Raw genomic sequence first — 21,465 nt, 5'->3', positions numbered from 1 at the left:
CCGGCTTTCGTCGTCGCCCACTCGTTGTCTCCGGGTCCGACGAGTGGGTGGTGGATATCGCAGCCGAATGTCAGATCCCCGATGTCGGTGCGCCCGCCCTGCGCCCATTCTTCGATGTGGTGGGTTTGCGATCGCGTCGCCGGACGGGTGCAGCCGGGGAAACTGCAGCCGCGGTCGGCGGCGATGAGCACGATGCGTTGATCAGCGGAGGCGAGTCGTTTGGTGCGGGCCAGGTGCAGGGGCCGGCCGTCGTCGTCGAAGAGCGCGAGGTACTGCTCCGCGTGGGAGGCCATTCGGATCGCATCACGCATCCGGATGGTGGTCCCGGCCGCGGTCACTGCATGCCCGGTAGCCGCGTGCAGGTCCTTCCACTGCATGACGATCACCGCGGTGACCGGCAGCCCGCGGTGACTACCGAGCTTCCCGGACGCCAACATCTGCCGCGTGATCGCCTTGAGTGCATCATGCTGTCGACGTCCCACACTGCGACGATCCCGCCGCGCCCGCTCGACCACCTCAGGATGGTCCTCCGAACCGGCGCTACCACTGGACCCACCGGACCGACCGGAACCCGCAGCATCACCGGCGCTATCACCCCCACCACTGCCCCCACCACTGCCACTGCCACTGCCGTTGCCGTTGCCGTTGCCGAACAGTGTCGGTTCGGTCGATGCTGCGTCGGCTGTGCCTGCCTGCGGTGTGGGTTCGGGTGGGTCGGTGAGGGGTGAGGCGTCGTCGGGGTCGAGCATGCCGGGTTTGGCCCATTTCTCGAAGATCGCTTCCATGTACGCACCGGTTTCGGGGTCGACGACGAAGCAGCCTTTGCGTAGACCGTCGGGTCCGGGTTTGCCCATCTTCACGTAGCAGCGCTCGGCGAGAGTGCTCTCGTCGGTCAGATCCCCGTCCGGGTCGAGCAGGTCGTACAACCGGCGAGCGGCGGCCGCGAACTCGTCCGGACCGAGCTCCCGAGCCAGCTGCGCCAACTGCCGCTCCGCGCTCGCCCGCGTCTCGACATCGCTTTTGCTGCCCAGGCGCCGGAAGAACTTGCGGATCACCTCCTGCGGTTCCTCGTCGAGCACCCCCTCCTGCGCGGCAGCAGCTGTCGCGGGCAGTTCCGGGGCCAGACGTTCCCCCGTCATCGCCGTGCGGGTACCGAGGGTCTCCGCCAAACGGATACGCTGCCCAGCCCGCCTGCGGGAGATCCGCAGCAACACCGCCAGAGCGTCGGGGACCGATCCCCAGATGTCGTCGAGACCACGCAGATCCATCAGATCCGCCAGCCAGGTGTGCGACTGCCCGAACAACGACCGCGTCACCGCCTCGGTACGCACCAACACCGCACGCTGATCCGCCGTGCTGGCGCCGCGCATGTTCATCCGACTCAGAATCTCCACCTGACGCTCCAACGTCGCCACCACCTGAGCCAGATACGCCGCCTCGATCGGCAACACCGACCCCGTACTGTCGACCGCCGCGTCACCGACCGCCGCGTCACCGACCGCCGAGTCACCGACTGCTGTCCCCGAACCCTCATCCCCCATGAGCATGACACCACCATAACCAGACCCACCGACAAGTTTTCGAACACACGTTCGCATGAATAACGCTGTGCAAGTTGAACTTTGAACGACCCGTGGTGTAGCTGGCCACACCTTCGGCATGGTGGCCCGCACCCTCGATTCGTCGGCCCTGACAGGCAAGGCTGAGTGCATGACAACTCTGGTGGAGATCGAGGCAGTGGATACTGAATCAGCCGGAACGGGAGAGAGGGCGAGATCGATGACGAGCCTGATACTGCGCGCGCCGATCGACGGCCGCACCTGGCGCGAGGGCGGCTATCTTCTGGTGAGCTCGATGCTGGGAGCGCTGGGTGCTGCGTATCTGTTCGTCGGATTCATGTTCGGAACGGTCCTCGTCGTACTGCTGGTGGGTATTCCGATCTTGGCTGTGGTCATTGTCGGAGCGCGTGCGTGGGGTGTTGCGTTCCGTCTGCTGTCGGATCGACTTCTGGGTACGCACGTGCCTGCGCCGCAGCCGTTTCGGTGGCAGGGCGTGGTCGGGTCACTGGCCGCTGCATTGACCGATCGGGCGGGATGGCGCGCGATCTTGTTCATGGTCATTCAGTCGGTCGTGGCGCTGGCGAGCGCATTCGGAGCATTTCTCTTTCTTGTCATCGCGCTCGCGATGGCGTTGTCTCCGGTCGTCGGAGTTGTCTTCGATCCGACTCAGCTCGACAGCGACGGCAACGTGCGGCATTCGTTCGTGTCGTTCGGCTCCGTCTACTTCGACACCTGGCCGCAGATGATCGTGCTCGTTCTGCTCGGAATCGTGTGCCTCTTCGTTGCACCGTGGCCGATCAGACTGCTGGCCGCTGTCGAGCGCTTCCTGATCGAGGCCTTGCTCGGTGAAAGCGAGTACGACGTACGGGTCGCACAACTGGAGACGACGCGCGCTGTGGCGGTCGATGATTCGGCCGCGACGTTGCGCCGGGTGGAACGAGATCTGCATGACGGAACCCAGGCACGTCTGGTGACGATGGCAATGGCCTTGGGCCGAGCCGAGGACAAACTCGCACGAGGCGAGGACGCGACAGAATTGATCACCGCCGCCCACGGCGCGGCCAAGGACGCGCTTCGCGAACTCAGGGAGGTCGTTCGCGGTATCCACCCGCCGGCATTGGATCTCGGGCTCGAGGCGGCACTGAAGACACTCGCGGCTCGGTCGGCCGTGCCGACCGTGCTCTCGGTTCACCTGGGGTCCAGGCCCAGCAGGAGTGTCGAAACGATCGCGTACTTCAGTGTGGCGGAACTCCTGACCAACATCGTCAAGCACGCTCATGCGTCGACCGCATGGATCTCGGTCCGTGAGGAGCAGAACCGGGTTGTCGTCGCCGTGCGGGACAACGGAATCGGCGGAGCCGTACCCGGTGCCGGAACAGGAATCACCGGGCTGGAGTCGAGAGCATCGACGGTCGACGGAACGATGACAGTGGCCAGTCCGGCAGGTGGACCGACGGTCGTGACCCTGGTGCTGCCGATGACCGAGAAAGGATGATGTCGTGAGAATCGTCATCGCCGAGGACAACGTCATCCTGCGGGATGGTCTGGCGCAGCTGCTGATCGAACGTGGCAACGAGGTGTGTGCGGCAGTCGGAAACGCCGAGGCGCTGGAGGCCGCCGTCGACGAGCATCGTCCCGACGTCGCGATCATCGACATCAGGATGCCGCCGAGCTTCACCGACGAGGGTCTCGTCGCGGCAGTGGCACTTCGACGCCGACGCCCGGAGACGGGGGTCATGGTCTTCTCCCAGTGGGTCGAGACGCGCTATGCGGCAGAGCTGTTGGCGGACAGGGCGTCGGGAGTCGGGTATCTGCTGAAGGATCGTGTCGCCGACGTCGGCGAATTCGTCGAGGCGTTGGCTCGCGTCGCGGCGGGCGGCACCGCTCTCGATCCCGAGGTGATCACCCAGTTGATGGGCGCCAGCAAGCGGCGGACGTCGTTGGACAGGTTGACACCCCGTGAACGGGAGGTGCTCGCATTGATGGCACAGGGTTTGACGAACTCTGCGGTGGCGTCCAAGCTGACAGTCTCCGAGCGGGTCGTCGAGAAGCATGTGGGCAATGTCTTCGCCAAGTTCGATCTGCCTCCCTCGGATGCGCAGCACCGTCGAGTGCTGGCCGTGCTCGAGTATCTGGACGGTGTTCGGACGTGAACGCGGATTGAAATCAGGCTGAGCGAAAGTCGCGAACCGGGAATCCAGGGGCCTCGCCGACTGGTTGTCGGAAGAATGACTATCGGAGTTGCGCTCAGCACCAGTGACGAGGGAAATGCGGTCGACGACGTGGTCCGTCAGGCGACGGTCGCGGCGTCCGCGGGATTCGATTCCGCGTGGTTCGGGCAGAGGTTCGACTACGACGCGATCACCCTGGCCGGAATCGTCGGACGGGAGGTTCCCGCGCTGAAGGTCGGTACCTCGGCTGTCCCGATCTTCGCGCGTCATCCGCTGTTGGTGGTGTCGCAGGCGCAAACCGTACAGGCTGCGACTCAGGGGCGGTTCCAGCTCGGTCTGGCATTGGGCGCACCCGACCTCGTCGAGCGAGCGTTCGGCGTGACCTACTCGAAACCCGTCGACCGGGTTCGTGAATTCCTCACCGTCGCCAGATCGCTCGTGGAGACGGGAACCGCCGATCATCACGGCGAGTTCATCACCGCCGCGCCGCCGTTGCCGACCACCGTGGCCGGCGCCGGCACGGATCTACCATTGCTCGTCGCTGCGATGGGACCGCGGGCGCTACGGGCCAGCGGGGAACTCGCCGACGGCATCCTGCCCTTCCTGGCCGGTCCGCGGGTACTCGAGACGAGCATCGTTCCCCAGGTGAACAAGGCTGCCTCCGGCGCAGGCCGGAAACCGGTCCGCGTCATCGCGTTCGTTGCCGCGCTCGTCACCGACGACGTGGACGCCGGCCGGGCCGCCGCCGAGGATGCCATGTCCTTCTACGATGCCATCCCGTCGTATCAGCGGGTGGTGGCCGAGGAAGGGGTGGAGCGGGCGGCCGAATTGGTACTGGTCGGATCCGCAGCCGACGTGAAGGCAGGAATTCAGCGCTACTACGATGCAGGTGCGACGGAAGTCGTTGTCACGCAATCAGGTCTGCTCGGCCCACGTACACAGGAAGACACCTGGGCGGCTATCGCGCGCTGACGGCTCGGGGAACGTCGGCGCGGAGTGTGAAGTCGGTGACGAATTCTCCGTCCTCGGGGACGAATCGGCGTCGGGGATCGTAGTTCTCCACGTCGAACCGATTCAGAGCAGGTGAATGTGTCGTGACGGCTATCTGTCCGCCGTCGACGTCGAATTGCAGGAGGCGTTGGAAGCCTGTGGCGCGTTCGCCGTCGACCTCGAAGTACTGGTAGTCGGCGAGGAGTTGGACGACGGTGCGGCCGGTGTCGTCGACCTCTCTGTCGACGACGGTGGCCTGCCCGTCGACATGCCCCGACAACACGAGGAACACCGATTCGTACGGCTTCACGAGGCGGTTCCAGATCTGTTGACCCGAGCTGGCGCCGATGTCGCCGAAGGCCATCAGCTTCTTCTCGCCGCCTTCGTCCAGGTAGTAGTGGGTGCCGATCACGACGTTCCGATCCGGATGATCGTCGAGAACCTGCTCGGCCCACTTCATGACCTTCTCGGGCGGGTTGTATCCGATGTAGAGCATCAGGAACTTCGCGCCTGCGATGTCGATCAGGTCGTAGTGTGCCGAATTGTCCTCGGCCGTGAACGAATCACCCCACCACGGCTGATCTCGGTATCGCTGAGGGCCGAAGTATTCGTTGTACAGAGCGTGGTTCTGCTCGTGCATTCCGGGCACCAGTTTGCCCGCGACATTCCACAGGTTGTCGTGGTTGCCGGGGAGCACCCCGTGCGGAACACCCGCATCCTCCAGCCGCTTCATGGACTCGCTCGCAGCCTCGAATTCGATGCGCGACTGCGCATCCGGACGGCCGGGGCTGATCCAACTCTGGATGATGTCCCCCGTGTGCATGCTGTAGTCGATGCCGTACTTCTCGGCATTGTCGACGGTCCACTGCGTCATGTCGTCGTAGACGGTGGGATCGTCCCGCGAGATGTACTGAGTGTCACTGATGTGTTGCAGCGCGAAGTCGTAGGTGCCCGGCTCGGCGAAAGCGCCGTCGGGAGAGGCGTTGTCGTCGACGAAGGACCGATCGGCGCGGGGGCTGTCGATGATCATCACCTCGACGTCGCCGTCGATTCCCGTCACGGGCGCCGCGAGAGTGATGTCGCCCCCGCTGGTGTCGGGGCGGGCGACGGCGACGGCCTGCCCCCAGGAGTCCGACCCGGGTGCGCGCACATGCATTGCAAGATCGTTGGTGTTGACGGAGGTGCCGTTCCACGTGAGAACAGCGGATTCGACTCCGGGGGCGAACGTCGCGGTGTAGCGGAGGTACGGGAATTCGTCCCACGCCGATGTGCGGGAGGCGGAGCCCGACGACTCCTCGACACTCGCGGTGCCGTCGCCCACTCCGGCGACCATGTCGGCGGACACCGCCTCCGGAACGGAGGTGAGTCCGAGGGCGGGTACCGCCGTGGCGGGTGCCTGCGACCGGATCTCGCCGGGGGCGGCCACGGCGTCGGCGCCGACGAGAGCACACGCGAGCAGGAGAGATCCGATGGTCGGGGCGGCCTTCACTCTGTCCAGGCTACCGACGCTCGGGAGTAGGTGTCGGGGGCGAGAGTGACGGCCCGATCACGGACCGAAACGTCACGTTCGCTGAGGTAACGCCTCGGCAGCACGCGTCAGCCGGGTGGCAGCGTCGCGAACGCGTTCGATCTTCCGGTCCAGGGCTTCGCCTTCGAATGCCTCGACTCGTCCGCCGATGCTGATGGAGGCCACGACGGCTCCTCCTCGTCCGAGGATCGGGGCGGCGACAGCGGCGACGCCGGTCAGGTAGTCGGAATTGCTCACGGAATATCCGGCAGTTCTGACGGCGTCGAGGTGCTCGCGCAGGCGGGTTGCGTCGGTGACGGTGTGTTCGGTGAATGCGTGCAGATCGCTCTGTATCCACTTGTCACGCAACGTGTCCGAGTTGGCGAGCATCACGATGGGGCCTGCAGCAGCGTGGTAGGGCAGCACCGAGCCGATGTTGATGCCCGCGACCACCAACGGATTGTTCCCTTCGAGCCGATCGATGCACACGGCACCTTCCTCGGCGGGAACCATCAGGTAGGCGGTGTCCCCGAATGCGTCGGCGAGTTGGGTCATGTACGGCCGCGCTGCCGTTCGGATGTCCAGGTTCACCAATGCCGCCGAGCCGATTTCGAACACCGGCATCGCGACGCGGTATGCCCCGTCCGCCGTCCGGTCGATCCACCCAGCGTGAACGAGAGTGGTCATCAAGCGATGCACCGTCGTCTTGTTCATCTCGCTCGCCGCGGTGAGATCTCCGAGAGTCCAGACCGGGCGGGAGGCGTCGAAATGCTCCAGCAGAGTGCATGCCTTGAGGACGGCTCCGACGATGTCCCGTCCCGCCTGGGTGTCGGACTGGAAGGGCGCAGCCACTGGTTACTCGCTTTCGGGGGTAGTCCGTGATCGGTCTGGCCATCATACGAACCGGCGTCTTCGGGGTGCCGTGTTGACATGTGACCCGGACCACTCTAGCTTCGTATCACGAAATACGGAACTCATTCCGCAATACGGAACGGACTCAGTGATGACGGCTTCGACACCCACCCTCAAGGACCTCACCTCCGCCGGACTCGTCTACGCCCCCGGGGTGTGGGACGGTCTGACGGCCAAGCTCGCCGAGCAGGCCGGATTCGACGCACTGTGCGCGTCGGGATTCGCGGTGTCCGCTGCGCTCGGACTCCCCGATGCCGAGCTGTACACCATGACGGAGAACCTTCAGGCCATCAGGACCATCCGGGAAACCTCGAAACTTCCCCTGGTCGCGGACATCGACACCGGCTACGGCAACGCCGTCAATGCTGCACGAACCGCGACGAAGTTCGTCGACGCAGGCGTGCAAGGAATGTTCATGGAGGACCAGGTGTCTCCCAAGTCCTGCCCCATCTGCGTCGGCGACCCGGTGGCACTCGTCGACGTCGAAGAGGCGACGGGCAAGATCCGTGCCGTGCGAGACTCCACACCCGACACGGTGCTGCTCATCGCGCGCACCGATGCTCGGGGCGACGACGCGATCCGTCGTGCGCAGGCATACGTCGAGGCGGGCGCGGACATGATCATGCCCGTCACCAAGACGTTCGAGACCATCGAGGAATGGGAGCGTTGCCACGACGAGGTAGGCGTTCCACTGATGGCCACGCTGACGGCATCGACCTGGACCGAACGCGACTTCACTCCGGAAGTGCTGGAGCGCATCGGAGTTCGACTCGCCCTCTTGCCGACGCAGGTTCTCATGGCGGCAACTGGCGCCGCACGGACGGCACTGCGGCGCCTCGCCGGGGGCGAAGCTCCCGCCGCGGTCAGCGCCGACGCACTGTCGCACCACGAATTCGTCGACCTCATCGGCTTCTCCGACGTCGAAGCCAAACAGCGCAAATACCTCCCCGAGGCTGCCAAATGAGTCCCCACCCGACGAGTCCCCACCCGACGAGTCCCGGCTACACCATGACCGAGAAGATTCTGGCTCGCGCCTGCGACAGCGAGACGGTACGCGCGGGTGAGAATCACCCGGTCCGTCCGGCCCGCATGATCGCCTACGACTTCCCCGGGTACACCGACGTGATGTTCCGTCAGATGCGGGAGGACTTCGGCATCACCGAGCTCGAGGATCCGAGTCGGTACGTCGTGTTCATCGACCACATGTTGACGAAGAACAACGACAAAGAAGCCGAGGTCCACAAGGTCACGCGTGACTGGTGCGAGTTCTACGGGATCGAACTGCACGAAGGCCGCGGAATCGGCCACCAGCTGACTGCCGAACTGGGACTGGCGATTCCGGGCGACTTCCTCGTTCATTTCGACGGCCACATCAGCGGCGTCGGAGCGTTCGGAGCGCTCGGGTGGGGAATCCGACGCGATCTCATCGAGGCATGGGTGACCGGGAAGGTGTACGTCGACATTCCAGCCACCACACGGTTCGATCTCGTCGGTGAATTCTCCCCGGGCGTGGACAGCAGAGACCTCGTCCACACCATCATCGATCTCGTCGGCGCCGACGGATGCGCGCACCAGGTCATGGAATTCGGCGGTCCCGGCGCTCGGTCGATGAAGATCGATCACCGTCAAGGACTGTGCGGCATGGCAATGTTCACCGGTGCAGTGTCCGCGGTGTTCGAGCCGGACGAGACGTCGTTGGCGTACGCGAACACGGTTGCACGCCAGAGCTTCGAGCCGGTTCACCCCGACGCCGACGCCGTGTACGCGGCCCGGCACACCATCGATCTGTCGGAGGTCGTCCCCCGCGTCGTACAGCCAGGCTCGGCGCGCGCCGCGAACACCATGACCGCGAAGGAGGCCGCCGGAACGCCGATCACCAAGGCCTTCATCGGATCCTGTGCGAGCGGGCGCATCGAAGACCTTCGTGCCGCTGCCCTGGTGCTCGACGGCAACACCATCGCCCCCGGCGTCGAACTGAACGTCGTCCCGACCTCGCAGCAGGTACACGAGCAGGCCGAGCGCGAGGGAATTCTGGACGTACTCCGATCCGCAGGGGCCACCATCGCGGTGTCGAGCTGCGACTTCTGCTTCGGCTATCAGAAGCCACTCCAGGCAGGTGAGAACTGCATCTCCACGGGAGTTCTCAACATCTCCGGCCGGATGGGTAGTTCCGACGCGAACATCTACATGGGATCGCCGTACACGGTTGCGGCGAGTGCCCTGGCCGGAACCGTTCGAGAATGGAGTTCATGACGTGAGTGCCTATCCACCACCACCCGACGTCATCGAGGGACGAGTCGCCTGGATCTTCGGCGACGACTTCGACATCGACCTCGTCGTCGGGGTCTCCAACATCAAGTCCTACGACCCCGACCACCTCAGGTCCGTGTGCATGCACGCCTACGACCCGGGGTTCGTCGACCGAGTTCGGCAGGGAGACATCATCGTCGGTGGCCGGAACTTCGGATACGGTCACCCGCACTACCCGCCGATGGTCGCGCTGCGCAACGCCGGAATCGCAGCGATCGTCGCCGAGTCGTTCTCGCCCGGATTCTGGCGAGGCGAAACGTTCAACGGGATGCCGCTCATCACCGTTCCCGGAGTGTCCACCGCCGTGGCGACGGGTGATTCCGTGACGCTGGACTGGCGCTCCGCGACCCTCCGCACCGACGACGGAACCGAACTCGTCGGCTCGCCCCCGAACCCCAGGACCGTCGCCGTCATCGAGGCCGGCGGATCCTACGAACTCCTCATCGCCGAACACCAACTCGCACAGCAGTCACTCGCACAGCAGTCACTCGTACAGCAAGGACAGCCGACATGACCAATGCGCCGCACCCATCCACGAGGACCGACGTGGCAAGCCCCGGAAAGTCGAACACCACCGCCAGACGGGCCGCGATCGCCGGCGGCGTCGGAACTCTGATCGAGTACTACGACTTCGCGGTGTACGGGTTCCTCGCCGTCGTCATCGCTCCGCTGTTCTTCCCGTCCACCAGCCCGGGAGTGTCGATCCTGGCAACACTCGCCGTGTTCGGCGTCGCCTACGTCGCACGTCCCCTCGGCGGCATCTTCTTCGGCCGCCTCGGCGATCGACGTGGTCGGCGATCCGCTCTGGTCATCACCGTCGTCTGCATGGGCATCGCCTGCGGCATCCTCGGGCTGCTTCCGACGCACTCGTCCGTCGGCTACCTCGCTCCGGTTCTGCTGGTGATCATCCGCCTGGCGCAGGGGTTCTCGGCCGGGGGTGAGATCGGCGGCGCCGCAACGTACATCGCCGAGTCCGCGCCGCCCAACCGTCGGGGATTCTTCGGATCGTTCACGCCGATCGGTTCGACACTCGGATTCGCCGTCGCCGCAGCGGTTGTCGGTCTGGTCGCCCTCGTCACCACCGACGAGCAGATGTCGTCCTGGGGATGGCGAATTCCGTTCCTTCTCGCTCTGCCCCTGGCTGTCGTCTGCCTGCGGGTGAGGTTGAAGCTCGAGGACAGTCCCGAATTCGAGGAGATGGCCGAGAAGAACCAGGTCACCAAGAGCCCGCTGTCCGACGTGGTGAAGCGCAACCCGTGGTCGGTGCTGCGCGTCGTGGGTATCGCGATCGCGATGAACGGGTCCGGGTACATCGGCCTGACGTACTTCAGTGTGTACCTGATCAACGATCTGGGGTTCTCCAAGGACGCGGTGTACTGGACATCCGCGATCAGTATTGCGTTGGCGTGCGCCACGTTCCCCCTCAGCGGCATGATGACCGACAGATTCGGCCGCAAACCCGTGCTGCTCGCCGGATACCTCGCGTACATCGTGATCGCATTGCCCGCGTTCATGATTCTCGGTGCCACGGCCAGCATCGTCGTCGTCGGAATCGTGTACTTCGTCTACATGGTGCTCAACGGCGTCGTCCAGGTACCCGCGTTTCCTCTCTTCACCGAGCTCTTCCCCAGGTCCGTTCGCTACACCGGAGTCTCGCTCGGTTTCAACATCGGCACCATCGCTGCCGGTGGTACTGCTCCGTACGTCGCGGCGCAGCTCGTCGAATCGACCGGCAACGCCATGTCTCCCGCATACTGGGTCATGGGTGTCTGCGCGATCGGCGTCGCCACGGTTCTCACCATTCGCGAAACCGGAAAGACAGCCCTGCCGGTCTGATGCGGTGAGGGCATACTGATTCGCATGACGCGACGGGTACCGGACACATCGACGCCGGCGGTCAGGGTCGGCATCTCGGGTTGGACGTACGCACCGTGGCGTGGTGACTTCTACCCCGAAGGTCTGGCACACCGCCGAGAGTTGGAGTACGCGTCAAAACGGCTGTCCTCCATCGAGATCAACGGAACGTTCTACGCAATGCAGAAGCCGGCGAGCTTCGTGAAGTGGCGTGACGAGACGCCTGAGGACTTCGTGTTCTCCGTCAAGGGCGGGCGGTACATCACCCACATCAAGAGGCTCGTCGGCGTCGAATCCGCTCTCGCCAACTTCTACTCGACGGGTGTGTTGAGCTTGGGACCGAAACTCGGTCCATTTCTGTGGCAGTTACCGCCCAACCTGCAGTTCGACGCCGGTGCGCTGGCTGCGTTCTTCGATCTACTGCCCCGCACGACCACGGAGGCCGTGGCTCTCGGGGGCCTACGGGACGACAAGCTGCCCGACGACAGGGTCAGTCTCGTGATCGACGGTGACCGCCCGTTACGTCACGCACTCGAGGTGCGGCACGACAGCTTCCGATCCGACGAGGCCGTCGAATTGTTGCGAGAGAAAGATGTAGCGTTCGTCGTCGCCGACACTGCCGGACGCTACCCGTTCATCGATACGCCGACGTCGGACTTCATGTACCTCCGATTACACGGCGACGAGGAACTGTACGCGAGCGGTTACGACGATGCCGCCCTGGACAAATGGGCTCATCGCATCGCGCAGTGGACGGCCACGGGCCGAGACGTCTTCGCGTACTTCGACAACGACGTCAAGGGCTTCGCTCCGTTCGATGCGATGAGGCTGCGCGAACGTATCTGACTACTCGAACTCCATGCGGACCGAGCTGGCGCAGAAGTGCAGGAGAAGCACGAATCCGTTGATCGACACGACGATCGGCGCCCATACGAACACGGTCATCATCGGGCTGAGACCGTCTTCGACCACCACCCAGACGGCAATCACCGTCGTGAACAGTGTGCAGAGCGCGACGTGCGTCGCGAGCATCCACCGGCCCAGGAAGAAGCCGACGAACATCCCGATCTCGATGAAGAACGCAGTCTTGGCCAGGGTGATCGCGGGTGGTGTGGTCGAGGAGAAGACTGCGAGGAAGATGGCGATGTCGGATCCGATGACGAACACGAAGGCCGGGCCGATGCGAGGCCACGGCGACACCCACCACCACACTGCGGCGGCGAAGGCGAACAGCATCGATGCCCACGTGACGGCTACTCCGGCCGTGGTGGCGGGGGCGTACCCCGACGCGAGTTCCAACGCCGGGATGATGGCCATGCTCAGGGTCGCGAACGCCAGCACACGTTTGACGATCGTCGTGATCGCGAGCGACGCCATCGCGTCGACGACCCACTCGTACCGCTCTTCCAGCGTGTCGCCGGCTGCCGACATCCCGATCCCCCGATTCTGTACGGTCCCGCGATCGGAGTCTGACACACCAGGAGGGGGTCCTACGGCGAAACCGGTTCGGTATCAGTCGATCACGTCCACGATTCTGTGACGTGTCACAGTGATCGGGTGCCGTCGAGCATGGCGATCAACAGTTCGCGGGGCAGAGCCAATGGCGGCATCGAGTTGAGGTGGATGGCGTCGTCGGACTTGTCGTTCTTGAACTCGGCCACCTCGTCGTGCAGCCGCTCCATCGTGACGTCGAGGCGGTTGGCGCTGTCCGCGGCCTCGGTGAGCTCGGCCAGCAACGGCGCCGGAATGGTCCCGGAGTACTTGTAGAAGATCTTGTGTTCGAGGCTCGCCCAGAAATCCATCGCGATGGTACGGATCTGCAGTTCCACCGGCACCGGTTGGATACGGTCGCTCATGAACACCGGAATCTCGACGATGAGATGAAGGCTCTTGTAACCGTTCGGTTTCGGCGTCGCGATGTAATCCTTGACCTCGAGTACACGCACGTCGGTCTGGCTGCCGATCATGTCCGCGATGCGGTACGTGTCGGAAATGAAGCTGCACGTGATGCGAATGCCTGCGATGTCGACGATGTTCGACCGGATGTCGTCGAGGGTCAGCGGGCAGTTCTTTCGTCGAGCCTTGGTGATGATGCTCTCGGGGGTCTTGAGCCGTGAACCGACGTGCTCGATCGGACTGTACCGATGGATGTGGGTGAACTCCTCCTTCAAGATGTTGATCTTGGTCATGAGTTCGTCGATGCCGAACTTGTACCCCATCATGAAAGCAGATTCGGGCGGATTGCGCAATCCGAGTGTGCGCAGGTCAGAGCGGTGTAACAACGGATCTCGGTTCAGCGACTATAGTTCGGTCACGAACTGTGCCCACGGAGCCATACGGAACCCCGCCCGCCCATACCGTGACCGCTACAGTAAATCGCTACAGTGAGGATGCATCGATGGTCGAGAAGTTGACCGCGGAATCCCTACCCCACCAGCGCAAAAGCGATGGACTGTGGGTTGCGGACGCCTACTACAAAGGCAAGCGGCACACCTTTACATCGAAGGTGAAGTCGACGGCCGTCGCGAAACGTCGGGAGTTCGTCCGCTCCATCGAAGACGGATTGAAGTACGCCAACGACAAGACGACGATGGCGACGTTCATGCAGCATTGGATTGAGACAATCAAAGGCCCGAAGCTGCGACCGAACACGCGCCGCGGTTACGAGTCGAAGATCCGTAAACACCTCACCCCGGCACTGGGCAAGTATAAGGTGCGGTCACTGGAGCCGGAACACGTCGAAGAGCTGCATCGGCGGATGAAGGACAACGGTGTCGGTGCCGGCGTCATCCGGGACACGCACGGCATCCTGAAGGAGATCCTGAAGGAGGCGATGCGCCGAAGTATCACGACCCGCAATGTCGCGGATATGGTGAGTGCCCCGAAGTATCGTCCGAAGGGGCGCGGGCATCTGACGGCCCCGGAGGCGCGGAGGATGATTGCGACCGCGCAGGAGTCGAAGGATCCGTTCGCGCTGTTGTGGGAACTGCGATTGTTCACGGGGGCGAGGCAGGGCGAGACGCTGGGGTTGACTGTCGATCGTGTGCACATCGATGACCCGGAGGCTGCGTGGGTGGAGTACACGTTGCAGCTTGCGTCGATTCCGATGCGGCACGGCTGCCCCGATGATGATCCGTGCGGGAAGGGCCGCGCTGACTACTGCCCGCACCGTGGCTTCAAGGTCGAGGATGAGTTTCGGGCGCAGATGACGCAGTTGCATGGGGCGATGTGTCTGGTGCCGACGAAAACGGAGTCGTCGATGCGCGCGGTGCCGATACCTCCGGGTTTGGCGTTGCGGCTACGTCAGCACATTGCGGAGATGCCCGAGAATCCGTGGGGTTTGTTGTGGGTGTCGCATGTGGGTACGCCGATCCGTTCTCAGCCGGACGAGAAGGCGTGGTATGCGGCGTTGGAGCGGGCTGACTGCCCTAAGCGGATGGTGCACGCGTCACGCAACACTGCGGTCACTCTTCTCGCGGAAGCGGGGGTGGAGGAGTCGGTGCGCATGAAGATCGTCGGGCATTCCAGTGTGGATAGGCATCGCGGCTATCTGGATGTCAGTTTGGACGAGTCCCGTAAGGCTTTGGGGATGTTGTCGAATCTGATCGATCTGGGGCCGGAGGATTATGTGGTGGTGGAGGAAAGATCAGAGGTGGATGTTCTGCGGGATGAGCTTGCGGAAACGAAACGTCTGCTGGAATTGGCGTTGAAAGAAGGCGGTGCGACTGTTACTGCTACCGCTCCACCAGCCGTCGAAATGGAAGACGACTGGTGGAAATCCCTCACCTGATTACATTGTTTGAATGAATGGCCCTCACGCAGTTATTGCGTGGGGGCCGTTTTTGCGTTCCTGAACGAAAAGGATGCTTTCACCAAGTATCGGCGTGGAGAGAACGCGGTCGATTCGTAGGCGGAGGCAGCGGTGCGGCATCACGAGATCGGGCCATTCGAAACGGGCAAACGTGTTGGGCCGATCCGATAGCCGTGCCATGAGGATGGGGATGGTGACGTTCAGCGAACGCGCTACAGCCGTCGCTGTCCGATTCCCCATGATTGCGTCTACGAGCGCCGACGTGGAGACGAGCCGCTTCGCTACTTCTACCTCTAGAGCTGTCTCGTCGCTCGTGTCACTGTCCAGGTGCATGAGCTGGTGCGCAAGGCTGCACCGTTGCGCCGCGACCCCTTGACGGCGGTTGATGAGGATCAAGCCGCGGTCTGCGATGTAGGTGGAGTCGGCGGTGTCGACGTCCGTGTAATCGACACGCAGCCCGGTACGGCTGTCGGCGTCGAACCAGGGATCGTAGGCGTCAATCATGGGCATGGCGTTCTAGGGTTCCTCTGTTTGTTGGGCCACTATCCGGCCTATGAGTGCGTTGCGGTCGGCGGCAGTTAAATGCTTGGTGTAGGGGAGCAAGTCTTCAGCTAGTTCGTCAACGCTGGCGTAATCCGTCTGAATGACTGTGGCGATTCTCGGTAGAGTTACTTTACCGCGTCTCAAGCTTGCTACCGTGCCAGATGCCGAATCCGTTACACCATTCCTATAGTTTGTTTCCACCCGCCTTTTCAAACTCACTAACTGACCCGGGGGTAAGTCGAAAAAGTCCTCGACCTTCCCGAGGAAATCCTCAGTCGGAATGGCGCGCACCAACATTCCCTTGTCGGCATTCGGTCGCCCCTGCTCCATGTATGACCACGAACGATGATTAACCCCGGCCTCTTTAGCGGCCTGCCTGACTGTCAGACCGCGTTCTTCCCGAAGCTTTCGAACCAATTCTCCGCCTTCCCATGTGGCGGGCGGCGGACCGGATTGCTGTTTGAGTGCGAGCAGTGACCCCTCGGGCATGTCCAGGGCTATCTCTATGCGTTGCAGTGTGTCATCGGTCGGCATAGGAAAGGTGCGTGATCCGTCGTCCTGCAACCTTCCCATCTCCGCGAACGTCCACGTGTTCTGCGTGATGTTGGCGTCTTTCGCCGCCTGCCGCTTCGACAGCCCCAGTTCTATGCGCCGATCGTGAATGACGGGTCCGCCGTTCCAGCTCGGCTCGTCCGTCACTTCGGCGGGTTTTCGCTTACTCATGCGCACAAGTATGAGGTGCTGCACTCGGCAACGGCAAGCAGGACGATTGCAGGTCGGAGCGGATCTTTGCTGGATATTTGCTGACGCAGTTCAAGATCAAATCCATCAGTACGGGTCGGTATGGCTCGATATGGGTTGGTGGGCAATGAATAGGTTGCGCTAACTGTGCACAGTGCGTTACTGTGTGCACATGCCGAGAACGAAAAAATCACCCCCTGCACCATCCCCTTCGAGTTCCGTGATGTGGACGATCCTCGAAGCGACCGAAGCGTTGCGCGTGTCGAAGAGTTACATCGAAAAGGCGATCCAGGAGGGGCGGATGCCCGCCTACAAGGTCGGTCGCCTGACCAGACTCGACCCGGCCGATGTGCTGGCCTTCGCCAAGCAGACACCGCACGGGAACGCGTGATGCGGGGAGACGTAAAAACCCGGCCCCTCCCCTGCCAGGGAGTAACGGGACCGGGCCGCAACAGCGAGGACAGAAAACTCAAGCCGATGCACAGACAGGATACCAAACGCATGAGCCACCCCACCTACACCGACGCAGACCAAGACATCTACGAACAGACAGAACACCTCGACAACGACCCAAACGAACAGTTCGACTTCACACCACTCGCAGGCATCTGGGCAGGCATCGTCATCGTCTTCGCCGCAAGCTCCCTCTGGCTCATCAACGCCGCCGAACAGTACGGAGCATCCCTGTGACCATCATCGAAGCAGGCACCGCCGAATGGCAGCTCTCCATCAGCGCATCCAAAGCCCCGAAAATCTATGGCGTAGCCGGTAAATGGGGCGGACCCCGCTCCGTGTACGAGCCGATGCGCGCCGCCTACATCGGCGAACCGCTACCGCAGGAAGAATCGTCACAGATCCAAAAGGACGGGCATCACTTGGAGCCCGCGATCCGCGGCATGTGGCTGGACCGCAACCCCGGCGCGACCCTCCTCGGGCATGAAGTGCAGTTCACCCGCGACGATGCAGGCTTCCCCGCATCCGCCACCCCCGACGACTTCTCGGACGGACGCCTGGTGCAGATGAAGTCCGACCGCCACGGCCAGAAGTTCGGACGCCCCGGCACCAACGAAGTCCCATTGGTCTACTACGTGCAAACCATGTTCGAACTATGGGTAGCGCGCCACACTGACCCATCGATCGAACGGTGCATCATGCCAGTGCTCGGCACTTACCTCGACTTGAACACCTACGTCATCGACTGGAACCCGCAGCACGCAGAAGCCATCGTCAACGTCTGCCGCGACTTCTACATCAACAACGTCGTCGCCGGCGTACCACCAGAGGCGGACGGCTCGGACGCGGACTACGACATCATCCGCAGGCAGCACCCAGAGATCGAAGCCGACTCCAAGTGGGAAATCCACCCCGAGTTGGCGATCCGCTACATCGAAGCTCGCAACGCTGCCGCCGAGGCTGAAACCGCAGTCACCAAACTGAAGTCGGACATCCTCGATCGGGTTGGTTCGGCACGGGAAATCATGTGCGGCAAGCAGAAGATCGGCAACCGTCAGCCGACGAAGAAGGGTGTTGCCCTGTATCCGCCTCGCAAGGAAGTCGACCTCGATCAGCTTCGGGCTGAACTCGCCAACTACGACCAGGAGAACGCAGCATGAAGCATCAGAAACCTTACGTGCAGCGCCGCTGGCTCGGCGAATGGGCGTGGGTCGCGTGGCGTCCACGAGGCGGAGGCGAGTTCGCCTTTTTCCGGTGGGAAGACGCCATGGCTTGCGCACTCGGACAGCCCTACCCCTCGAAGGAGAACGCAGCATGAGCAACTTCACCGCAGCCCAGACCAAGCAGCTTCTCGCCCCCATCAACCCCGTCCGCGTGCTTAGGGACGGTAAAGGAAACTCTCATCTGCCGCAGCAGGACGTGCTCGCACACCTCAACCGCGTCTTCGGATTCGGATCCTTCGACTACGAAGTCCTATCCCTCGACCTGATCTTCGAACAGCAGCACACCAAGCGCGACGGAAAGAAGCCCGAAGGACGCTACGACGTCTGCTACCGCGCAACCATGCGCCTGACCATCCGTGACGCCAACGGCAACACAGTCTGCAAGTTCGAGGACGGCTCGACAGGAGACTCCGCCAACCAGACCCGCGCAGACGGCCACGATCTCGCCATGAAGTCGGCCATCTCGTTGGCGAAGAAGCGTTGCGCGATCGCCTTGGGCGACCAGTTCGGACTGTCCCTGTACTCCAAGGGATCCACCAACGCCATTGTCGGTGGAACTCTGGTCATGCCGGGGGAAGAGATCGTGGAGAAAGACGTTCAGAAGGATGTCCCTGAGGCTGTGTCGATGGGTATCGACGAGATCGAGCGGGAAACCCACAAGACTGACGATGCTGTAGCCCCGGAGCCCAAGAAAACCGCAGTGAAGCCTGAAGCATCGAAGTCGAAGTCTGCGGCCGACCGATTCCAATCCACCCTGCCCACCATCACGGCACAAGACATCCTCGACCAGATCGACAAAGCCACCACCCTGGAACAGTTGCGAGGCATCTGGAAATCCGTCGACCAGTTCATCCCCGAAGCAGAACGACCCGAACTACACGACATCTTGAAGGGTGCATCCGCGTCGATGAAGGCAGAACAGGAGAACGCAGCATGAACACGCCAGAGTTGCAGCTCGGACGCATCGAAGCCACCAAGCGACGCCGCGAAAACTTCACCATCACCTACCAGAAGATGCGAGAAAAATGCATCGACCACGCCACCATCGCTGAAGCGTTTGGGCTCACTAAGCAAGCGCTCGACAGCTCGCTTAAGCGGTACAAGATCGAGCGCATACCCGAGCCAACCGAATCCGACTACCTGGCCACCGAACTGCGGCACTTCACCAAGTTCGGCTTCTCTGTCGACCAGATCGCCGAACGCCTCGGTTACACGCCTGTCGCGTTCAAGCATCGCCTGACTCGATACGGAATCGACTTCACGGAGGAGGCCAAGTCTCGTATGGAGCCAGTACTGGAACGCCTCATCGAGGGCGGCGAGGACTTCACGATCGATCACCTGCCGGGGTTTAGCAAATCGGAGGCCGCAACCGCTAACGGAATGCTCGATAAAGCTGTGAGGGAGGGGCGGATTAAGAAGGCGGGAACGCGTCCGGGGTTGATACTGCGGAAGCATGTGAACGTTTATCGGGCAGTCGATGCGGCGCAGGAGGTTGCAGCGTGAGCCGCAACCACAAACCCCAAAACCGGGCCAAACGGCAAACCGACCACATCCAATGGTTCCCCTGCCCCGACGAACGCTGCACCACATCCACAGGAGAACGGAAACGCTGCTACACCGACAAACGAGACGCCAAACGGGTCGCCAAACGATCCACCGAAGCGCTACACCACTACCCCTGCCCCGCAGGATGGGGCGTCCACGTCGGCCACTTACGCCCCCTCGTCATGTACGGCTACGAATCACGGCGCGACGTATACAGGCAGACGTGACAACACCCCTACAACAGAGGATCGCCCAACCACTCACACACCTGGACTGGGCGATCCTCTGCGAAATCGGCCACACCTGCGACCACCACCGGCCACCCTGCCCCAACACCGCCGAATGGACAGTCACAGGCCACGACTGCCGACAACCCGACAACCACGACGGCTACATCGACCGCTACCTGTGCACACCCCACATCCAAGTCATCTGGGGGTACATGCGTCTCGCATACCTCCCCTGCACGCACTGCGGCGTGGTGTTGACGCCGGCACGCTGGTACATCCGCATCCAACACCTGTAGAAAACGCCAACTCGACGGCCCCCGACACGCGACAGCATCGGGGGCCGTTTCATGTGCACAGTACGTAATCCAGTGTAGAGTCCAGGGCACCCCAACCGTGAAAGCGAGACAATCGCATGGCCGTATCACGCCGTCTCCGATTTGAAATTCTACGACGCGACAACCACACCTGCCGTTACTGCGGCGCAACAGCCCCCGAGGTCAAACTCGCCGTCGACCATGTAATCCCCGTCGCGCTAGGCGGATTCGACGAACCCTCCAACCTTGTCACCGCCTGCGTACCCTGCAATGCAGGCAAGTCATCGATAAGCCCCGACTCGAACCTTGTCGCGGACATAGACCAACGCGCAGCGCTCTGGAGAGACGCCCTCATTCGAGCATCTGAAGAGTTCGCAACTGAACGAATCGCGCGCGCAGTCTCACGCCAAGAGTTCCTGGAACTTTGGAATCAATGGACCCGCGAGGTCGACGGCGGTGGCCGCGAAACCAACCCGCTACCGAACGACTGGAAACTGAGCGTCGACCGCTTCGAAGACTCTGGCCTCAACATAGAAGACTTCGATGAGCTTATCGACGTAGCGATGTTGTCGCGATCCGCCGACAAGTTCACCTACTTCTGCGGATGCGCGTGGACGCGCGTCAAACAAATGCAGCAACGCGCCCTCGAACTAGTAGACCCCTGGAGCTGACATGGCCCGCGAACACGCCCCCATACGCCTCGATATCTGGTCCGACGACGAATTCCGTGACCTCACACCCGCCGCGCAACACCTCTACTTCGTCATGCTGACATCCCCGAGCCTCAGCTACGCCGGCGTCGTCGACTGGCGACCTGGACGCATAGGAGCCCTAGCCAAGTCGTGGGGTAAGGCAGGCGTAGAAGCAGCGGCCCGTGAACTAGCCGAGAAACTCTTCATCATCGTGGACGAAGAGACCGAGGAGGCAATGATCCGCTCGTTCGTCAAGCACGACGGACTGATGAAGAACCCTAAGATCGCTGTCTCGATGGCCCTCGCGTTCGCATCTATCGCGTCGAAAGCGCTTCGGTCGGTGTTCGTTTTCGAGCTGGCGAAGCTCAAACTTAACGATCCTGAACTCAAAGGTTGGGGGCAGCCGAAGGTGGCCTCGATCCTCACCCGCGACTCTGCGAACCCGGTCGATTACCCCTCGGGTTACCCCCTAGGTTTACCCCTAAATCCTGAAAATCAAGGGGAAGATTTAGGGGAGCGTTTGGGGGAGGGTTCCCTACCTGCTCCTACTCCTGCTCCTACTCCATCTACTTCTAAAGAAGTAGATGAGGGAAGCGCCCCCGCCAATAGG

24 protein-coding genes and 1 pseudogene are annotated in these 21,465 nt (G+C 62.5%); 18 read left to right on the top strand and 7 right to left on the bottom strand.

Translation table 11 applies throughout. The features are described 5' to 3' along the window. The coding region (locus CH289_RS08075) for an HNH endonuclease signature motif containing protein (RefSeq protein WP_256977077.1) at positions 1-1,547 on the bottom strand (1,547 nt) is incomplete at its 3' end. 232 nt (positions 1,548-1,779) lie between these two features. Here CH289_RS08075 and CH289_RS08070 point away from each other — a divergent pair. From CH289_RS08070 to CH289_RS08060, 3 genes are all read left to right on the top strand, one after another. Further along, on the top strand, positions 1,780-3,054 hold the full coding sequence (locus CH289_RS08070) for a sensor histidine kinase (protein WP_256977076.1): 1,275 nt from the start codon (positions 1,780-1,782) through the stop codon (positions 3,052-3,054). Positions 3,055-3,058: 4 nt separating this feature from the next. Beyond that, positions 3,059-3,712 (top strand): response regulator, encoded by a 654-nt coding sequence (locus tag CH289_RS08065; protein WP_020112485.1) that lies wholly within the window; start codon positions 3,059-3,061, stop codon positions 3,710-3,712. A 75-nt stretch (positions 3,713-3,787) separates the two neighbouring features. Next, entirely contained in the window at positions 3,788-4,702 is a 915-nt protein-coding gene (locus CH289_RS08060) for a TIGR03564 family F420-dependent LLM class oxidoreductase (protein ID WP_033189049.1), read from the top strand. On the opposite strand, the gene CH289_RS08055 is transcribed toward CH289_RS08060, so the two are convergent. Together CH289_RS08055 and CH289_RS08050 are read right to left on the bottom strand one after the other, a co-directional pair. Next, the gene (locus CH289_RS08055; protein WP_094727730.1) at positions 4,689-6,209 is read right to left on the bottom strand and encodes a metallophosphoesterase; all 1,521 of its coding nucleotides are present in this window, start codon (positions 6,207-6,209) and stop codon (positions 4,689-4,691) included. The genes CH289_RS08060 and CH289_RS08055 overlap by 14 nt on opposite strands. Before the next feature lie 72 nt (positions 6,210-6,281). Beyond that, positions 6,282-7,079: an IclR family transcriptional regulator gene (locus CH289_RS08050; RefSeq protein WP_019667005.1), complete on the bottom strand. Its 798-nt coding sequence runs from the start codon at positions 7,077-7,079 to the stop codon at positions 6,282-6,284. A gap of 151 nt (positions 7,080-7,230) precedes the next feature. Here CH289_RS08050 and CH289_RS08045 point away from each other — a divergent pair, with 151 nt between their 5' ends. Genes CH289_RS08045 through CH289_RS08025 form a run of 5 tightly spaced genes read left to right on the top strand, consistent with a single transcriptional unit; the run spans position 7,231 to position 12,149 of the window. Continuing rightward, on the top strand, positions 7,231-8,103 hold the full coding sequence (locus CH289_RS08045) for an isocitrate lyase/PEP mutase family protein (RefSeq protein WP_094727729.1): 873 nt from the start codon (positions 7,231-7,233) through the stop codon (positions 8,101-8,103). A gap of 44 nt (positions 8,104-8,147) precedes the next feature. After that, a complete protein-coding gene (locus tag CH289_RS08040; protein ID WP_094727728.1) occupies positions 8,148-9,392 on the top strand; it encodes a 3-isopropylmalate dehydratase large subunit in 1,245 nt (414 codons plus the stop codon). Between the two features lies 1 nt (position 9,393). Beyond that, the gene (locus tag CH289_RS08035; RefSeq protein WP_037159104.1) at positions 9,394-9,963 is read left to right on the top strand and encodes a 3-isopropylmalate dehydratase small subunit; all 570 of its coding nucleotides are present in this window, start codon (positions 9,394-9,396) and stop codon (positions 9,961-9,963) included. Beyond that, positions 9,960-11,285, top strand: a complete 1,326-nt coding sequence (locus tag CH289_RS08030; RefSeq protein WP_019667001.1) for an MFS transporter — start codon at positions 9,960-9,962, stop codon at positions 11,283-11,285. The genes CH289_RS08035 and CH289_RS08030 overlap by 4 nt, the downstream gene beginning before the upstream one ends. A gap of 24 nt (positions 11,286-11,309) precedes the next feature. Further along, entirely contained in the window at positions 11,310-12,149 is an 840-nt protein-coding gene (locus CH289_RS08025; RefSeq protein ID WP_094727727.1) for a DUF72 domain-containing protein, read from the top strand. Here CH289_RS08025 and CH289_RS08020 read toward each other — a convergent pair whose 3' ends face one another. Both CH289_RS08020 and CH289_RS08015 read right to left on the bottom strand, forming a co-directional pair. Next, on the bottom strand, positions 12,150-12,734 hold the full coding sequence (locus CH289_RS08020) for a giguanylate cyclase (RefSeq protein ID WP_094727726.1): 585 nt from the start codon (positions 12,732-12,734) through the stop codon (positions 12,150-12,152). 113 nt (positions 12,735-12,847) lie between these two features. Continuing rightward, positions 12,848-13,525, bottom strand: a complete 678-nt coding sequence (locus CH289_RS08015) for a GTP pyrophosphokinase (RefSeq protein WP_256977075.1) — start codon at positions 13,523-13,525, stop codon at positions 12,848-12,850. A gap of 176 nt (positions 13,526-13,701) precedes the next feature. Here CH289_RS08015 and CH289_RS08010 point away from each other — a divergent pair, with 176 nt between their 5' ends. Then, entirely contained in the window at positions 13,702-15,093 is a 1,392-nt protein-coding gene (locus tag CH289_RS08010) for a tyrosine-type recombinase/integrase (RefSeq protein WP_094727725.1), read from the top strand. 24 nt (positions 15,094-15,117) lie between these two features. Here the strand turns inward: CH289_RS08010 and CH289_RS08005 are convergent, their stop codons facing one another. Next, on the bottom strand, positions 15,118-15,624 hold the full coding sequence (locus tag CH289_RS08005) for an ImmA/IrrE family metallo-endopeptidase (RefSeq protein WP_094727724.1): 507 nt from the start codon (positions 15,622-15,624) through the stop codon (positions 15,118-15,120). A gap of 6 nt (positions 15,625-15,630) precedes the next feature. Then, complete coding sequence (locus CH289_RS08000) at positions 15,631-16,380, bottom strand: helix-turn-helix transcriptional regulator (protein WP_143545073.1); 750 nt, start codon at positions 16,378-16,380, stop codon at positions 15,631-15,633. A gap of 241 nt (positions 16,381-16,621) precedes the next feature. Between CH289_RS08000 and CH289_RS07995 the strand changes: the two genes are divergently transcribed. The 9 genes and pseudogenes from CH289_RS07995 to CH289_RS07960 form a co-directional block, all read left to right on the top strand. Further along, entirely contained in the window at positions 16,622-16,789 is a 168-nt protein-coding gene (locus CH289_RS07995; RefSeq protein ID WP_179276770.1) for an excisionase family DNA-binding protein, read from the top strand. An 86-nt stretch (positions 16,790-16,875) separates the two neighbouring features. Continuing rightward, the gene (locus CH289_RS07990) at positions 16,876-17,088 is read left to right on the top strand and encodes a hypothetical protein (protein ID WP_143545071.1); all 213 of its coding nucleotides are present in this window, start codon (positions 16,876-16,878) and stop codon (positions 17,086-17,088) included. After that, positions 17,085-18,011 carry a hypothetical protein gene (locus tag CH289_RS07985; RefSeq protein WP_094727720.1) on the top strand — a complete coding sequence of 309 codons (927 nt, stop codon included), beginning with the start codon at positions 17,085-17,087 and terminating at the stop codon, positions 18,009-18,011. The genes CH289_RS07990 and CH289_RS07985 overlap by 4 nt, the downstream gene beginning before the upstream one ends. After that, positions 18,008-18,169, top strand: coding sequence for a hypothetical protein (locus CH289_RS28260; protein ID WP_179276769.1), 162 nt, complete (start codon positions 18,008-18,010; stop codon positions 18,167-18,169). Before CH289_RS07985 ends, CH289_RS28260 begins: the two co-directional genes overlap by 4 nt. Further along, on the top strand, positions 18,166-19,011 hold the full coding sequence (locus CH289_RS07980) for a Rad52/Rad22 family DNA repair protein (RefSeq protein WP_179276768.1): 846 nt from the start codon (positions 18,166-18,168) through the stop codon (positions 19,009-19,011). The genes CH289_RS28260 and CH289_RS07980 overlap by 4 nt, the downstream gene beginning before the upstream one ends. Further along, positions 19,008-19,577, top strand: coding sequence for a hypothetical protein (locus CH289_RS07975; protein ID WP_094727718.1), 570 nt, complete (start codon positions 19,008-19,010; stop codon positions 19,575-19,577). Before CH289_RS07980 ends, CH289_RS07975 begins: the two co-directional genes overlap by 4 nt. Before the next feature lie 265 nt (positions 19,578-19,842). After that, the gene (locus tag CH289_RS07970) at positions 19,843-20,145 is read left to right on the top strand and encodes a hypothetical protein (protein ID WP_094727717.1); all 303 of its coding nucleotides are present in this window, start codon (positions 19,843-19,845) and stop codon (positions 20,143-20,145) included. Positions 20,146-20,261: 116 nt separating this feature from the next. Then, positions 20,262-20,834 (top strand): HNH endonuclease, encoded by a 573-nt coding sequence (locus CH289_RS07965; RefSeq protein WP_179276767.1) that lies wholly within the window; start codon positions 20,262-20,264, stop codon positions 20,832-20,834. A gap of 1 nt (position 20,835) precedes the next feature. Continuing rightward, a pseudogene (locus tag CH289_RS07960) lies at positions 20,836-21,465 on the top strand (hypothetical protein); the annotation flags it as partial.

It is taken from the genome of Rhodococcus sp. RS1C4 (assembly GCF_002258225.1).
Taxonomy (GTDB): domain Bacteria; phylum Actinomycetota; class Actinomycetes; order Mycobacteriales; family Mycobacteriaceae; genus Rhodococcoides; species Rhodococcoides fascians_E.
Note: the sequence above shows the minus strand (reverse complement) of the source record. Positions and strands in the feature narration are given on the sequence as shown.

Excerpts from the sequence above, each read along its gene's own strand:
- CH289_RS08070 (WP_256977076.1), top strand. The coding sequence starts at position 1,780 with ATGACGAGCCTGATACTGCGCGCGCCGATCGACGGCCGCACCTGGCGC.
- CH289_RS08060 (WP_033189049.1), top strand. The coding sequence starts at position 3,788 with ATGACTATCGGAGTTGCGCTCAGCACCAGTGACGAGGGAAATGCGGTC.
- CH289_RS08045 (WP_094727729.1), top strand. The coding sequence starts at position 7,231 with ATGACGGCTTCGACACCCACCCTCAAGGACCTCACCTCCGCCGGACTC.
- CH289_RS08040 (WP_094727728.1), top strand. The coding sequence starts at position 8,148 with ATGACCGAGAAGATTCTGGCTCGCGCCTGCGACAGCGAGACGGTACGC.
- CH289_RS08030 (WP_019667001.1), top strand. The coding sequence starts at position 9,960 with ATGACCAATGCGCCGCACCCATCCACGAGGACCGACGTGGCAAGCCCC.
- CH289_RS08025 (WP_094727727.1), top strand. The coding sequence starts at position 11,310 with ATGACGCGACGGGTACCGGACACATCGACGCCGGCGGTCAGGGTCGGC.
- CH289_RS08020 (WP_094727726.1), bottom strand. The coding sequence starts at position 12,734 with ATGTCGGCAGCCGGCGACACGCTGGAAGAGCGGTACGAGTGGGTCGTC.
- CH289_RS08015 (WP_256977075.1), bottom strand. The coding sequence starts at position 13,525 with ATGATGGGGTACAAGTTCGGCATCGACGAACTCATGACCAAGATCAAC.
- CH289_RS08010 (WP_094727725.1), top strand. The coding sequence starts at position 13,702 with ATGGTCGAGAAGTTGACCGCGGAATCCCTACCCCACCAGCGCAAAAGC.
- CH289_RS08005 (WP_094727724.1), bottom strand. The coding sequence starts at position 15,624 with ATGCCCATGATTGACGCCTACGATCCCTGGTTCGACGCCGACAGCCGT.
- CH289_RS08000 (WP_143545073.1), bottom strand. The coding sequence starts at position 16,380 with ATGAGTAAGCGAAAACCCGCCGAAGTGACGGACGAGCCGAGCTGGAAC.
- CH289_RS07995 (WP_179276770.1), top strand. The coding sequence starts at position 16,622 with ATGTGGACGATCCTCGAAGCGACCGAAGCGTTGCGCGTGTCGAAGAGT.
- CH289_RS07990 (WP_143545071.1), top strand. The coding sequence starts at position 16,876 with ATGCACAGACAGGATACCAAACGCATGAGCCACCCCACCTACACCGAC.
- CH289_RS28260 (WP_179276769.1), top strand. The coding sequence starts at position 18,008 with ATGAAGCATCAGAAACCTTACGTGCAGCGCCGCTGGCTCGGCGAATGG.
- CH289_RS07980 (WP_179276768.1), top strand. The coding sequence starts at position 18,166 with ATGAGCAACTTCACCGCAGCCCAGACCAAGCAGCTTCTCGCCCCCATC.
- CH289_RS07975 (WP_094727718.1), top strand. The coding sequence starts at position 19,008 with ATGAACACGCCAGAGTTGCAGCTCGGACGCATCGAAGCCACCAAGCGA.
- CH289_RS07965 (WP_179276767.1), top strand. The coding sequence starts at position 20,262 with ATGGCCGTATCACGCCGTCTCCGATTTGAAATTCTACGACGCGACAAC.